Consider the following 13,173-nt stretch of genomic DNA (forward strand, 5'->3'; position numbering starts at 1 on the left):
GGGTTTTTATAATGTTTTTATCGACTAATACATGTGAAAATGGAGATTGTATTAAATCATGTCCTACAAAATCTATAAGATTAATTAACGGAAAACCATTCAGCTGTTTAACTTGCGGAATATGTTATAAAAACTGTCCTAATGGAGCTATATTCCAGAATAGCTATGGCGGATATGTTGTAGACAGAGCTAAATGTAACGGCTGTGGAATGTGTATGTACAACTGTCCAACAAACAATATTTCAATTGAAGACGGTATTGTTTATGGAATCTGCTCACGTTGTGGAGTTTGTGCAGAAGCATATCCTGAATGTCGTGTAGACGGCTTTGAAATGGAAAGAGACAAGCAGATTACTTTAATAAAATCAATGAACATATTAAATCCTCCATTGAAGGACGTTCCTCATAAATCAGAATATCTGGTAACTGAAGTATCAAGAAGTTACTTCGGAACAGACACTGATAAATGTATTTTATGCGGAAGATGTGAAGAATATTGTCCAACTGGAGCCATTCATGTCAGGATTGATAGGGATGAAGGAATTTGCCGTGAATGTAGATTATGTAGTGATGTCTGTCCTAACGAATCAATGAACAAGCATCAAATGGTAAACAAATCTACCTGTACACTTTGTCTGAATTGTATGAAGGCATGTCCTCATAATGCGATTTCCGTTGATGACTTTACTATTATTGTTAATAAAATTAATCAGAAAGCAACTGGAAAAATCATTTCCTGTCTCAATTGTGGATTATGTGCTGATTTATGCGAAAATGAATCACTTAAAAATGTTGATGGTAAATTAAGATATGATCCAACATCAGATACTGAAAACATTTCTCATGAGGTAGCTATTGCTTCATGTCCAGTTCATACATTAACTGAAGATGACGAAATGTTTATTTATGATGAGTATGAGGATGTGGAATTGCCTGCATTGTCCGGATTCTGTGTAAGCTGCGGTAAATGTGTACAGGTTTGTGATGATGCGCATGCACGTCAATATATGACTCATACATGGGATGGAAATGTTTCAGATGATTGCATATCCTGTGGAATATGTGTAGAAGTATGTCAGGAAGATGCAATTACATTGCACAGGGGCACAATATCTGTAAAATTGGATAAATGTATTTTATGTGAAAATTGTGCTGTTCACTGTCCGGTTGATGCAATTCCAAAATCTACAATGTATAAAAATGAAATTGTTGGTGGATTCAACTTCATTGAACAAAAATTATGTATGCATTGTGGAGTATGTCACGGAATTTGTTCTTATGATGCAATCGATGAAATTGATGGTAATTATGTAGTTAATGAAGAAAAATGTACATACTGTGGAGCCTGTAAGAATGCATGCCCTGCAAAAGCATTTTTATTCGAAAGAAATTTTAAAGATTCAATAGAGGGTATTTAAATGAGCAGTATACTAAGAATAGCTTTAGAAGGAGCATTTACTAACTTTAAAAGAATCTTTTTTGCAGCTGATAGAGTTACAGACATGGAAATGAGAAGGCAAATATCAACACTTTCTGTCGAAGTCGATGACAGGGTTGATGAAAAAGCCTGCATTGGATGTGCGGGATGCGCCAATGTCTGTCCAACAGGTGCAGTTGAGATGAAAAAATTAGCAAGTCCTGTAAAAATAACAGATGGCTGGGTTAAAACTGAAGTACCTGAAATTAATCTTGAAAAATGTGTTGTATGTTACTATTGTCATGATTTCTGCCCTGTATTTTCACTGTATGGTGAAAAAGGAACAATTCATCCAAGCTGTGTCGGGGATCAGGAAGTTGACATTAGCGAGGCTATTGAAAAACCATTTAAAATATCTGATGATAAACTCAAATTTATTGCACAATATTTATCTGATCAAACAGTATTGAAAAATAGAGAGGATGGTGATTAGATGGGTCTTAAATCATTTTCAAGGGCAAGGGCAATACATGTCATGTTAGTTTATACTGGCGGATGTAATGGATGCGATATTGAAATAGTTAACTCAATATTATCACCAAGATTTGATGCTGAACAATATAATGTGTTTTTAACATGGAATCCTCGTGAAGCTGACGTGTTGGTTGTCACAGGACCTGTAACTCATTTAAATAGAAAACCGTTAGAAGAGATTTATGAAGCTATTCCTAATCCTAAATTAGTTGTAGCTGCAGGAAGTTGTGCTTTAATGGGTGGAGTATACAAAAATTGTTATGGTGATATTCCATCAGAAGAAATTGAAGGACCAGTCGAAAATATCATACCAGTAGCTGCGAAAGTTCCTGGTTGTGCAGTAAGGCCACAAGATGTTTTAGCAGGGGTAGTTTCCTTGTTACCAACATTATTGGATGCGGATTAAAGAGGGGATTAAATGGATGAAAAAGTACCGAGAAGTAATATTATTGAAACTGAAATTCCAATGGGTACAGTTCACCCTGCTGCATTGGAACCATACAGGGTAAGATTTTTCGTTGAAGATGAAATAGTTCAGGAAGCAGAAATCACTATTGGTGTTAACCATAGGGGAATTGAAAGGATTATGGAAGGTCTTCCTGTTGAAAAAGCGAATGCTCTTACAGAAAAAATTTGTGGAATTTGTTCAAATGCACATGTATGGAATTCATGCAGAACCGCTGAAATGGGTTTAGGTATTGAAATTCCTGAAAGAGCTAAATATATTCGTGTCATAATGGGTGAACTTGAACGTTTACATTCACACTTCTTGTATCTGGCGCATGGTTGTGAAGTATTGTCCCATGAAACTTTCTCAATGAGAGTATTCTATTTAAGAGAAATCGTAATGGAATTGCTTGCAATGATTGGAGGTAACAGAGTTCAATACGGATGTTCTGTATTGGGTGGAGTAAGACCAAGATGTGATTTGGATGAAGCTAAGTTATTAAGACTCAAAAATGATATGGATGCACTTGAAGAAGGTCTTACAGGATTTGTTGACAGATTTTTGGCAGATTCAATCCTGCTTTCAAGGATTACCGGTATCGGTGTACTTCCTCAAAAACAGGCTATTGAACTGGCTGTAACCGGACCAACATTAAGAGCAACTGGTGTTGCAAGAGATTTAAGAACAACAATGTTCGAATATGATGATTTTGATTTTAATGTAATAACCCAACCTGACGGTGATGTAAAATCAAACTTAATTATGAGAGCATTGGAATCATTTGAATCAATTAAACTTATTCGCCAAGCAATTGCCAATATTCCTGAAGGTAAAGTAGTCAACAGGGATTGGGAAATGTTTGACACTGATATTATTGAAAGTTATATTGAAGTTCCAAGGGGAACTTTATATCATTCTTATGCATTGGAAAGCGGAAGAGTAAGGCACAGTATTATTAGAACTCCATCAATGGCAAATATTGGTGCGATGCAGTATGCCTGTATTGGAGATCAAATTACTGATGCTCAATTGTGTATTGTACAATGTGACCCTTGTTTTACATGTACTGACAGAGCAATAGAAATTATTAGGAGGTAGAAAATGTTTGAAAATACAATTATTGATTCAGTTATTGCAGTACTTGCAACTGTACTTGTATGTTTTGTAATTTCAACATTGCTTCCCGGAATTGAACGTAAATATATTCATGCAAGAATTCAACAGAGAATCGGACCTGCGGTAATTGCTCCGGGGATAATGGCACCAATCAAATTCATGTTTAAAAAAAATGTTGATGTTTCATCCCCTGTTCCAGGATTATACAAATCCTTGCCAATCATATGTTTCATTGTTGTATTGTGTATCTTAATTGCTTTAACTCCTCAAGCTTACAGAATACCTTCTCTTGCAAGTTTAGTGGCTATTGTTGGATTTTTAAAAGTAGAAGAAATATGTTATGTGCTTATGGGTGCATTATCAAAATCTGTAATGTCTGTTAATATGCCATTTCCGGATCAAATTAAAGGAGCAGTTCACAATAATGCAAACAGATCATTTATAGAGGACATCAGTTCAAAAAGATCTCTTAGGATGATTACTTATGGTTCTTTCCCATTATATTTGGCATTATTTGCTCCGGTAACTGCTGCTAGAAGCATATTCTTACCAGATATTGTAGCATTTCAGCATGCACACGGCCCATTCCTATTCACTGTAGCTGGTGGAATTGCAGCAATCGTCTTTTTCATTGGTTATATGATTATTTTAAATGAATATCCATTTTCAATAATTAAAGCAAAATCAGATGTTATTGAAGGACCTTACATGGAATATGCGGCTAAATATAGATCTGTTGTGTATTTAACCAGAGGATTTTTCATGTTTGTACTTGGTGTAGTATTTTCAGTATTGTTTATTGGAATACCTCCAAATGTATTTTCATGGGGAATTTTAGTTAATATAGCAGTAGCTTTAATATTTGTAGTTATGATGGGAATATTTTCAGCATTCAGTCCGGTATTTACAAACAGGCAGTTATTACCAACAATACTTGGTACAACATTGCTGGGAATTTTATCTATTGTACTTGGATTATTATGAGGTGATTTATTTGAAATTCGTTATGAGACCATATCATATAGTAAGTCTTGCAGGATACATTGTAGAATGGGATTTTCCTTACAGGAATCTTATAATTGTAAATAAAACCTCTGAACCAATAAAAATAGAAATTCCTGTGTTCCATGAAGAATGGATTGAAGAACATAGGCAATTGGGACTTGACGTAATTCCTGTATCAAAAGATGATAATTTTTTAAGCATGTGGAAAAGAGCACATGCAGAACTTGATAAAGTAAGGCCAAAAAATGAGTGATTGTACATTAACCATTAAAACTTTTGAAAAGAAAGGGGTTTTGGATGATATTACTGATGTTATCACTAGTCATGGTGCTAATATTAGTTATGTTCATCTTTTTGTCGAAAAAAATAATGTAGGTTCTATAAATTTGGAATTGGAGCATGTAGGAGATATTGAATCTTTACTGTCTGATTTGGAAAATATTCATGAAGTAAGGTCTGTTGAATTACATGGCTCTCAATTGGACATTTATGGTAAACGTATAATTATTGTTGGTGGCGGAGCACAGGTATCTCAAGTTGCTATGGGCGCAATAACCGAGGCAGACAGGCATAATATACGTGGAGAACGTATAAGTGTCGATACTATTCCATTGGTAGGTGAAAAAAATATATCTGAAGCTGTTGAAGCCATTTCCAGATTGCCTCGTGTAAGCGCTTTAGTTTTGGCAGGTTCACTTATGGGTGGAGATATTACCAAAGCAGTTAAAAAGGTTAAAAAACAAAGTAATTTAATAGTTATATCTCTAAATATGCCTGGAAGTGTTACTGAACATGCTGATTTAATAATTACTGATCCTATTCAGGCGGGGGTCCTGGCTGTTATGGCCGTTGCAGATACTGCTGTTTTCAATATTGAAAGGCTTGGAGATAATATTAAATTTTAAATTCATGTTTATGGACATATAGGGGAGTTAATTTTTAACTCCTTTAAAAGTGAATAAGGATTAATCATCCTTATTTACTTGATTAATCTTTTTTTTTTAAGCATCATTCATGCAAACTTCATGATATTCGCATTTTTCACATTTTCTAGGATTTTTTTTAACATTTGGGAGTTTTTTGTTGTCTGTGATTTCTTTAACTTCCCGCATAATGTCAAATAATCCTTTTCTAAGATTGACGTCCATTACTACGGGTCGTCTTTCTCCAATTTTTTCATAGTCTACAAAACCAACATATACATCTGTTTCAAATTCTTCCTCAAGAAGTATTGCACAGGAAACAAGTTCTACAGCATCCTGGTCCCAAACACCTTTTACGGGAGGATTTGAGTTTTTTATGATTACAGGATAATATTTTCCATCAATAATCTCGATTTTATCGCACATTCCGATTAATTCTAATTGAGGGTCTTTTAGAAGGTAGGAATACATTGAGTTTGGAAAAAACATGTCAATTATTTCAAATGCATGTTTGTCAAAAATCATCATGCTTTGTTTTATTTTCAGCGCTGTAATCTTGATGTTGAAATAAGTATCGTCAATTATTTCATTAATTTGGGCTGTTTCAAGTTTTAAATCCATTGATTTAATTGAATCTGCAGTGTTTCTAATGTATGAATCGATATTTTCTGATAAAAGGCGTTCGATTTCAACAAGACACATGTCTTTTTTTATTTTCCTCATATTTTTCTGAATTAAATCATGAACATCAATTTTAAGCTTTTTTATTTCTATTGCAAGCTGATAATCCTTATTTTCACAGGTATCTACATGATTTTTGATATAAAGTTTCATTGGACAGTACATGTGTGTTTTTATGGAAGATATTGTCATCATAATATAACCTCTTAAATTGTGTAATATTACATAGAACTTTCTAATATAAAAAATAAGAAGTTATAAATGAATTAAATTAGTTTAATTAAAATAAAAAAAGTAAATAGCTAATAATTTAGCTATTTGAAGTCAATTTTATACGTTATAGTAGTCTTTATTGATTGCAGGCAATTTTGCAAAAATAAATGGAACTACTATTAATACTACAGTAAGTATTGCCATGATGATAATACTTATGCTATCAGCAGTAATTGCTGTTGAGTAAACTCCTTGAGCCCAAAGACCGAAGATACAAATAGGTAGAATGTATTTGATAACAGCTTTCCAGGTTTTTCCCACTTTGATTGATGAGTTACTGTTCAATGTATCAATCAAGTCGTCAAATTTGTAAACCCAACCAAAGATTATACATTCGAGAAGTATTGCGAATAACAATGCGAAATTGTTTAAGTATGCGTCAAATACTCCGAGGATTGTACTTCCAGCACCGGTTGCAAAGATACATGAAATTAAAAATCCCACGATACAAACAACTGTTGCAGTCTTTTTACGTTCAATAAGGAATTTTTCTGAAATTGAATAACATACTCCCTCAAGAAGTGCAATGACTGATGTGATTCCTGCAAAGAGAATACACAAGAAGAATAATGGTCCGATAATATATGCAACGCCTCCCATTGTATTGAATACTTGTGGGAAAACAACGAATGCGAGACCTGTTCCTTCGGTTACAAGTTCATTGAATGGAATTCCTGTGGATAATGTCATGAATCCTAAAATTGAGAATATTCCAATTGAGTTAAACACTTCAAAACCGGAATTTGAAAATGCAACGATGACTGCATTGTCAACTAGTTTTGAACCTTCAGGCAAGTAACTTGCATAAGTCATTGCAATTGCCATACCTAAACTTAAGGAAAATACGATTTGTCCAAATGCCGCTAACCATACATTCAAATTAGTTAATGCGGACCAATCTGGAGTGAAAATCTGCGTATATCCAATTGAAGCACCTGGTAAAGTTAATGAGAATGCAACAATAATTACAACTATTATACAAAGTAACGGGAGTAAAATTTTACTGACATTACCGATACCGTCATTCAAGTCTCTTTTGATAATGAACCATGCCATGAACCAAATGACAAATACTGATACGAGAACATTCGGTACGATAGTAAATATTCCGGACATTGAATCTGTTGCATGTAAAACGTTATTTGCAAAGTATAAATCCGGATTTGCTCCCCATGCTTTTGTTAAACTCAATATAATATAAATGAAGTCCCATCCCACTACGCAGACGTAATAGGTTGTAATTAGAAATACGATTAATAATATGAACCATGCTACTGGTTCCAGTTTTTTACTTACTGAAAACAATATTCTTGCCAATGATTTCTTGAACTTGAATCCCACTGCATATTCCACTAAAACAAATGAAATTCCAAGCAGGAATAAAGAAACAATATATGGAATCATGAATGATCCTCCACCGTTGGAGTATAAAACGTTAGGGAAACGCCAGATGTTTCCAAGACCAACAGCAGAACCAATCATTGCCATCATGAATGCAAGATTACTGTTCCATTCTGATTTTTTTGTCTCTGTCATATTATCACATTTAATTGAATATTATTATTTTAGGCGTTTGAAGTTTATATATTATTTGTTTAATTTTGATTAACTCGTGTTATTTTTTCCTAAAAATCCTTGAATAAAATAGATATTTCTTATTTTTTTAAATGAATAATATTCGTTTTATAAAAATAGTGAAAAGTTAATAATATCTGATATGGTTTTTAAAGGTTTGTTTAAAAAATAAGACATGAGAGTGTTAACTCTCATTTAGTTTTAAGCTGGACTTTCCTTAAGCTTTAAGTATTCATCAATTGCTTCACGGGTAGTTCCGACGACAATGCGGTAATGTGAAAACTCGCCATTTACAATGACCTTTTCAACTTTGCCTTTTGCAACCACGTGCTCTCCGTCAACAACCTCTCCGGCATAGGTGTGTGTAAATGAAACAACCTCGTCTAAAGGAACATTCACGCCGTCAATGATTTCAACGTTTTCAATGGTGTATAGGGAAGGATTGTCGAAGGCTCCAAGGGCACTTACGATGTCACATTCGATTTGAGCTATTCCCTGAGGTTCGTAAACTGTATCTCCCCAGGTTCCTTCAATTTCATCATAATCCTTAGTGGCTAAGATATCAAATAAAGTTCCGTTGATTGTTCCTCTGTTTGCTTTTCTGTTTTCATACCATCTGAATTCTTCTTTGGTCAGGCTTTCATCAAACATTCTTTTGTCATATACAAAATCCCAGTAGTCATTGGTAATTCCTTCAACGGTAATGTGTTTGTCAACTTCTGGGATGTAGACTTCTTTTCCGCGATGTTCTTTAAAAGCGGCAATTGCTCTTCTGTGGTTGTCAAGACCATATACAACAAAGTCCAAATCAGATACATCACTTTTTTGAAGGCCAGGCAATATTGATCCTGAAATTCCTAAATGGTCATAAGGGATGTCCGCCATGAAATGGAAAAAGTCAGCAACGTCCATTAATTTGGCAATCAATTCTGGATTTTTGACTTCGCCGCCACTTTCAAAAGTCTTTTTAAGACCTAAAAGTCTTTCTTCTGGTTTAATTACTTTTTCAACTTTGTCCAAAGGAACACCCATCATTTCAACATTGGTCACATCGCTGAAATATAAATAATCTGGATGGTTTTCCCTTAAATAACTATATGCCTCTTCTGAACCTACTTTTCGATAGCGTTTACCGTCCTTTTCACGGTCACCATCAGGGTCAGGAACATATCTTAAAAATGAAATTACTCTGTTTTCTGGATGAATGTAATTTGTTGATGCGAAATATAAATCGTCACTTGTGTAAATAAAATCTCTAGTTCTTACTTGCTTCATAATATTTGCCCCTTATTTTAATTTTGATTTTTTAGTTATTAAAATTTTCAATGATGAGCGCCATAGTTGGTAAAACAAATAATTGGAAATAACAATAGGGGATAAGGAAACATTCACTGAATTATATGATGAAATTCAAAATGTGTGCAATTCAGCTATGATGTCCAAAAAGGCAAAATCAACAATTGAATATTTGGGATTAAATTTTCACGGTTTTTTATATTAATTCAAATACGATACTTTTTTTAATATCTTTAACTAAATATTAATAGTAATTTAATAATTTTAGGTTTTTATCATGAATATTACTCATAGACATGTTGATGAAATTTTTGAATATGACGGTAGTCAAATCAATCCGTCATGGGCTTTTCAGGAGTTTGGAATTTATGGATCATCTGTTGTAACATGGATAGGGCCTGTAAACATAACTCCGGATAATCTAAAAGACTTTGCTGATGTCGGCCTTGAAATCAAGTCAAATTATATGGTAAATTTCATTTGTGAGTTTTTTGACCAGCAGCCTCCAAATATGAGAATTGCTTATTTAAGGCAAAGGCTTCTTGTAATGATATTTAGAGAAATTCTAACTGAATATGGTATTGCAACAAAAAGGGAAGGTGATGACATATTTGTTGAGGATAGAAAACTTTCCATTTCCATTGCAAGTATTTCCCTAAGTTCTGCAAAAATTCATTTTGCACTTAATTTGGAAGATAAAGGAACTCCAAATGATGTTGAAACCATAGGATTGTATGATATTGAAGTAAATGAAAAACAGGTATTCAATCAGGATAATCTTTTAGAATTAATAAACAAAACTGTAACCAGATTTGTTGATGAGCTTGAAACAATAGAAAACGATATAAGTAAAACCAAGGTGTTAGGATGAAAATTTTAATTAATGGTATTCAATCAAATTTAAGATTCTCATCAGCTCATATAATTCCAGGTCATGAATCCTGCGGATTTATTCATGGGCATTCATATTTCGTAGATATCGAAATTGAAGGTGAAAGAGCTGGTGAATTTGAATTTGTAGTGGATTTTAAAGATGTGAAAAAATATACAAAGGCAATTTGTGATGAACTCGACCACAGATTGTTAATTCCAGTTTATAATAAGTTAATCGATTTCAAAGATTTTGACAAAAAGTCAGATTCTATTTTTGATTTGAAAAAGGAAGGTTCAGTTCATTTTAAAATTGATGGAAAGGGATATTCCATTCCTTCCGAGGATTGTATATTTTTACCTCTTCCTTATACTTCAGCAGAAGAGTTGTCAAAATTCTTTGCTGAAACTTTAGCAAAAAAACTCTCTGAAAGTTATGATAATTTGGAGTATGTTTCAGTTTGTGTTAATGAAGGAATTGGTCAAGGGGCTATGTACAGGAAAGATTTAGAATGAAAGCCCCTGTAATTGAAATCTTCTCCTCTTTTCAAGGTGAAGGATTATTAATTGGTGAAAGGCAGATATTTGTTAGATTTGCTGGCTGTAACTTAAATTGTAACTATTGCGACACCAATGACAGTAAATCAGAATCATCAGGAAAGTTAATGACTCCGAATGAAGTTTCAGAGGAAATAAGAAAAATTATAACTCCTGACTGTAAGACCATATCATTTACTGGAGGTGAGCCTAGCCTTTATCCAGAATTTATTAATGAGGTTAGTAAGAATTTTAATTTAAGTATAATGCTTGAAACTAATGGGACTTTGCCGGATAATATTGATTTAATCGACGATTTGGATATTGTTTCTTTGGATATTAAACTACCGGAACATTTTAATGAAGAATTTGATGAAAGTATTTTTATTAATGAGATTAAATCACTAAATTTATTAATAGCGAAGTCCATAAATGTATATTGTAAAGTAGTTATATTGCCTTCAACAAAAATAAAGTCATTTAAAGAGGTAGTTGAAAAATTATCGCAAAATATTTCAAACAAAAGCAACCTTAAAATAATTATCCAACCATCTAGTCCATTAGAAGACTGGAGAGATATTAATTTTAGATTATTTAGTTTTTCTGAAATTGTTGGGCAATATTTTGATGTTTCCACCATTCCTCAAATCCATAAAATTTTGGATATTGAGTAATTTTGTTTTTAATATTGATTTTATATGATTTTTGAAGTGCAATTGTAAATTGAGGTGTGAAAATGAAAGATAAAACATCCGTTAACAGAAAATCAAATACAGGTGCAGTTGAACGTGAGACAAAAGTTCATGATAAAGAAGGAGACATCATGGCTATTGCAACTAGAGATGTAGTTTCAATTCCTCCTTCAAAAAGTATTAAAGACACTGCTAAAGTAATGATGGAACACGAATTCAGAAGGTTACCAATCACTGATCCGGGTTCTGGTAAGTTATTAGGTATTGTAACAGTAATGGATATATTAGATTTCTTTGGTGGAGGAAAAAAATTCAACATTATTGAGAAAAAATACGAAGATAACTTCTTAGCTGCAATCAACGAACCTGTTAAAGAAATCATGACTCGTGATTTGATTACATTATCTACTAAAGCTTCAATTGCTGAAACTATCGATGCTATGTTATCAAATCAATTAGGAGCTATTCCTCTTATTGATGCTGATGAAAAACTCGCAGGTATTGTAACAGAAAGGGATATTGCTTTATCTTTAGCAGGTATGGCAGGTAAAGACACTGTACAAGATTATATGAGTACAAAAGTTTTCACTACTACTCCAGGTACACCATTGGAAGGTGCATGTAAAATCATGGTTAGGAATAGTCTAAGAAGAATTCCTATTGTTGGTGGTGAAGCTGACATTTCTAAAGCAGCTAAAAAATTATTAGGTATCTTAACTTCCACTGATGTTATCAGATACTTAAATGCAAAAGAATTATTCGATAATTTAAATTCCAATTTAGCAACTGACGTTTTAAAAACTGTTATTTCTGATATCATGGTTAAAGAACCAGTAACTGTTGAACCAACAATGACAATTGGTGAGTTATGTGAACTCTTTGCTGAAAAGAATATTGGTGGAGTACCAGTTGTTAAAGATGACAAAGTAATGGGAATCATTACTGAAAGAGATATTTTAAACGCAGTTAAAAGATATTAAAAAAACTTAAAGGAGATGATAATATGCAAATTAAGAATTTGATGTCTGAGGATTTAATTACTGTAGACAAAGATCAAAATCTTTCTGATGCTTTAAAATTGTTACGTAAACATAATGTTTCACGTTTACCAGTAACTAATAATAAAGAATTAGTCGGTATTATTTCTGAAAGGGACATAGCTAACAAGCTCGGTTCTTCAAAATATGAAAGTATGCCTGCATCAAGACTTCATATTTCATCTGTAATGGTTAAAGATGTATTTACAGTTCCAAAAACAATGCAATTAGAAGATGTTGCAAAATTAATGTTGGATAATGGAATAGGATCTGTTCCTGTCATGGATGATGAAAAAATGGTAGGTATTGTTTCAAAAGCAGATTTTGTTACCCTTGCTACCGGAATTGCATTTGATAAGATAACTGTAAAAGAAATAATGTCTAAAAAGTTAGTCACAGTGTCCCCAACAGAAAGGATAGTTCATGCAAGAAGACAAATGCTTGAAGCTCATGTTGGAAGGGTGCCTGTTGTAGATGATGATGAACTTGTTGGAATGATTACTTCTAAAGATTTGATGAGAGCATTCATTGACTTTAGGAAAAAAGTTCCGGAAAAATACCAAAAATCTCAAATTAAAGAGCTTTTAGTTGAAGACATCATGTCTACTAAACCAACTTTTGTATCAAAAGATATGTCTATTACTGAAGTATCTGAATTGATTATGGAAACCGGATACAATGGTTTGCCTGTTGTTGAAGATGGTGAAGTAGTAGGTATCATTACACAAACAGATATTTTAAAACTAATTGAAAAATTAGAATCTTAGAT

General features: G+C 33.1%; 15 protein-coding genes. 12 read left to right on the top strand and 3 right to left on the bottom strand.

Going from position 1 to position 13,173, the window contains the following annotated elements:
• Window positions 1-11 precede the first annotated feature (11 nt).
• Genes E7Z81_RS00580 through E7Z81_RS00610 form a run of 7 tightly spaced genes read left to right on the top strand, consistent with a single transcriptional unit; the run spans window position 12 to window position 5,425 of the window.
• Window positions 12-1,418: a 4Fe-4S binding protein gene (locus E7Z81_RS00580; RefSeq protein ID WP_292742852.1), complete on the top strand. Its 1,407-nt coding sequence runs from the start codon at window positions 12-14 to the stop codon at window positions 1,416-1,418.
• Window positions 1,419-1,910 carry a 4Fe-4S binding protein gene (locus tag E7Z81_RS00585; RefSeq protein WP_292742854.1) on the top strand — a complete coding sequence of 164 codons (492 nt, stop codon included), beginning with the start codon at window positions 1,419-1,421 and terminating at the stop codon, window positions 1,908-1,910.
• On the top strand, window positions 1,911-2,357 hold the full coding sequence (locus E7Z81_RS00590; protein ID WP_292742856.1) for an NADH-quinone oxidoreductase subunit B family protein: 447 nt from the start codon (window positions 1,911-1,913) through the stop codon (window positions 2,355-2,357).
• 12 nt (window positions 2,358-2,369) lie between these two features.
• Complete coding sequence (locus E7Z81_RS00595; RefSeq protein ID WP_292742858.1) at window positions 2,370-3,497, top strand: nickel-dependent hydrogenase large subunit; 1,128 nt, start codon at window positions 2,370-2,372, stop codon at window positions 3,495-3,497.
• A 3-nt stretch (window positions 3,498-3,500) separates the two neighbouring features.
• Window positions 3,501-4,499, top strand: coding sequence for an NADH-quinone oxidoreductase subunit H (locus E7Z81_RS00600; RefSeq protein ID WP_292742860.1), 999 nt, complete (start codon window positions 3,501-3,503; stop codon window positions 4,497-4,499).
• Between the two features lie 10 nt (window positions 4,500-4,509).
• Window positions 4,510-4,773 (top strand): energy-converting hydrogenase B subunit P, encoded by a 264-nt coding sequence (locus tag E7Z81_RS00605; protein ID WP_292742862.1) that lies wholly within the window; start codon window positions 4,510-4,512, stop codon window positions 4,771-4,773.
• Window positions 4,766-5,425, top strand: a complete 660-nt coding sequence (locus E7Z81_RS00610) for a DUF5612 domain-containing protein (protein ID WP_292742864.1) — start codon at window positions 4,766-4,768, stop codon at window positions 5,423-5,425. The genes E7Z81_RS00605 and E7Z81_RS00610 overlap by 8 nt, the downstream gene beginning before the upstream one ends.
• Window positions 5,426-5,521: 96 nt before the next feature.
• Here E7Z81_RS00610 and E7Z81_RS00615 read toward each other — a convergent pair whose 3' ends face one another.
• The 3 genes from E7Z81_RS00615 to E7Z81_RS00625 form a co-directional block, all read right to left on the bottom strand.
• Window positions 5,522-6,319 (bottom strand): Dna2/Cas4 domain-containing protein, encoded by a 798-nt coding sequence (locus E7Z81_RS00615; RefSeq protein ID WP_292742866.1) that lies wholly within the window; start codon window positions 6,317-6,319, stop codon window positions 5,522-5,524.
• 135 nt (window positions 6,320-6,454) lie between these two features.
• Entirely contained in the window at window positions 6,455-7,933 is a 1,479-nt protein-coding gene (locus E7Z81_RS00620) for a sodium-dependent transporter (protein ID WP_292742868.1), read from the bottom strand.
• 240 nt (window positions 7,934-8,173) lie between these two features.
• The gene (locus E7Z81_RS00625) at window positions 8,174-9,247 is read right to left on the bottom strand and encodes a DNA polymerase subunit beta (protein ID WP_292742870.1); all 1,074 of its coding nucleotides are present in this window, start codon (window positions 9,245-9,247) and stop codon (window positions 8,174-8,176) included.
• Window positions 9,248-9,545: 298 nt separating this feature from the next.
• On the opposite strand from E7Z81_RS00625, the gene E7Z81_RS00630 reads away from it, so the two are divergent.
• From E7Z81_RS00630 to E7Z81_RS00650, 5 genes are all read left to right on the top strand, one after another.
• Window positions 9,546-10,139 carry a DUF366 family protein gene (locus E7Z81_RS00630; RefSeq protein ID WP_292742872.1) on the top strand — a complete coding sequence of 198 codons (594 nt, stop codon included), beginning with the start codon at window positions 9,546-9,548 and terminating at the stop codon, window positions 10,137-10,139.
• Window positions 10,136-10,654 carry a 6-pyruvoyl tetrahydropterin synthase family protein gene (locus E7Z81_RS00635; RefSeq protein ID WP_292742874.1) on the top strand — a complete coding sequence of 173 codons (519 nt, stop codon included), beginning with the start codon at window positions 10,136-10,138 and terminating at the stop codon, window positions 10,652-10,654. Before E7Z81_RS00630 ends, E7Z81_RS00635 begins: the two co-directional genes overlap by 4 nt.
• Window positions 10,651-11,349, top strand: coding sequence for a 7-carboxy-7-deazaguanine synthase QueE (locus E7Z81_RS00640; protein WP_292742876.1), 699 nt, complete (start codon window positions 10,651-10,653; stop codon window positions 11,347-11,349). Before E7Z81_RS00635 ends, E7Z81_RS00640 begins: the two co-directional genes overlap by 4 nt.
• 62 nt (window positions 11,350-11,411) lie before the next feature.
• On the top strand, window positions 11,412-12,347 hold the full coding sequence (locus tag E7Z81_RS00645; RefSeq protein WP_292742878.1) for a CBS domain-containing protein: 936 nt from the start codon (window positions 11,412-11,414) through the stop codon (window positions 12,345-12,347).
• 23 nt (window positions 12,348-12,370) lie between these two features.
• On the top strand, window positions 12,371-13,171 hold the full coding sequence (locus tag E7Z81_RS00650) for a CBS domain-containing protein (RefSeq protein WP_292742880.1): 801 nt from the start codon (window positions 12,371-12,373) through the stop codon (window positions 13,169-13,171).
• The last annotated feature ends 2 nt before the right edge of the window (window positions 13,172-13,173 follow it).

It is taken from the genome of Methanobrevibacter sp. (assembly GCF_015062935.1).
Classification (GTDB): domain Archaea; phylum Methanobacteriota; class Methanobacteria; order Methanobacteriales; family Methanobacteriaceae; genus Methanocatella.

Excerpts from the sequence above, each read along its gene's own strand:
- E7Z81_RS00630 (WP_292742872.1), top strand. The coding sequence starts at position 9,546 with ATGAATATTACTCATAGACATGTTGATGAAATTTTTGAATATGACGGT.
- E7Z81_RS00595 (WP_292742858.1), top strand. The coding sequence starts at position 2,370 with ATGGATGAAAAAGTACCGAGAAGTAATATTATTGAAACTGAAATTCCA.
- E7Z81_RS00620 (WP_292742868.1), bottom strand. The coding sequence starts at position 7,933 with ATGACAGAGACAAAAAAATCAGAATGGAACAGTAATCTTGCATTCATG.
- E7Z81_RS00600 (WP_292742860.1), top strand. The coding sequence starts at position 3,501 with ATGTTTGAAAATACAATTATTGATTCAGTTATTGCAGTACTTGCAACT.
- E7Z81_RS00585 (WP_292742854.1), top strand. The coding sequence starts at position 1,419 with ATGAGCAGTATACTAAGAATAGCTTTAGAAGGAGCATTTACTAACTTT.
- E7Z81_RS00615 (WP_292742866.1), bottom strand. The coding sequence starts at position 6,319 with ATGATGACAATATCTTCCATAAAAACACACATGTACTGTCCAATGAAA.
- E7Z81_RS00640 (WP_292742876.1), top strand. The coding sequence starts at position 10,651 with ATGAAAGCCCCTGTAATTGAAATCTTCTCCTCTTTTCAAGGTGAAGGA.
- E7Z81_RS00580 (WP_292742852.1), top strand. The coding sequence starts at position 12 with ATGTTTTTATCGACTAATACATGTGAAAATGGAGATTGTATTAAATCA.
- E7Z81_RS00645 (WP_292742878.1), top strand. The coding sequence starts at position 11,412 with ATGAAAGATAAAACATCCGTTAACAGAAAATCAAATACAGGTGCAGTT.
- E7Z81_RS00635 (WP_292742874.1), top strand. The coding sequence starts at position 10,136 with ATGAAAATTTTAATTAATGGTATTCAATCAAATTTAAGATTCTCATCA.
- E7Z81_RS00610 (WP_292742864.1), top strand. The coding sequence starts at position 4,766 with ATGAGTGATTGTACATTAACCATTAAAACTTTTGAAAAGAAAGGGGTT.
- E7Z81_RS00625 (WP_292742870.1), bottom strand. The coding sequence starts at position 9,247 with ATGAAGCAAGTAAGAACTAGAGATTTTATTTACACAAGTGACGATTTA.
- E7Z81_RS00650 (WP_292742880.1), top strand. The coding sequence starts at position 12,371 with ATGCAAATTAAGAATTTGATGTCTGAGGATTTAATTACTGTAGACAAA.
- E7Z81_RS00590 (WP_292742856.1), top strand. The coding sequence starts at position 1,911 with ATGGGTCTTAAATCATTTTCAAGGGCAAGGGCAATACATGTCATGTTA.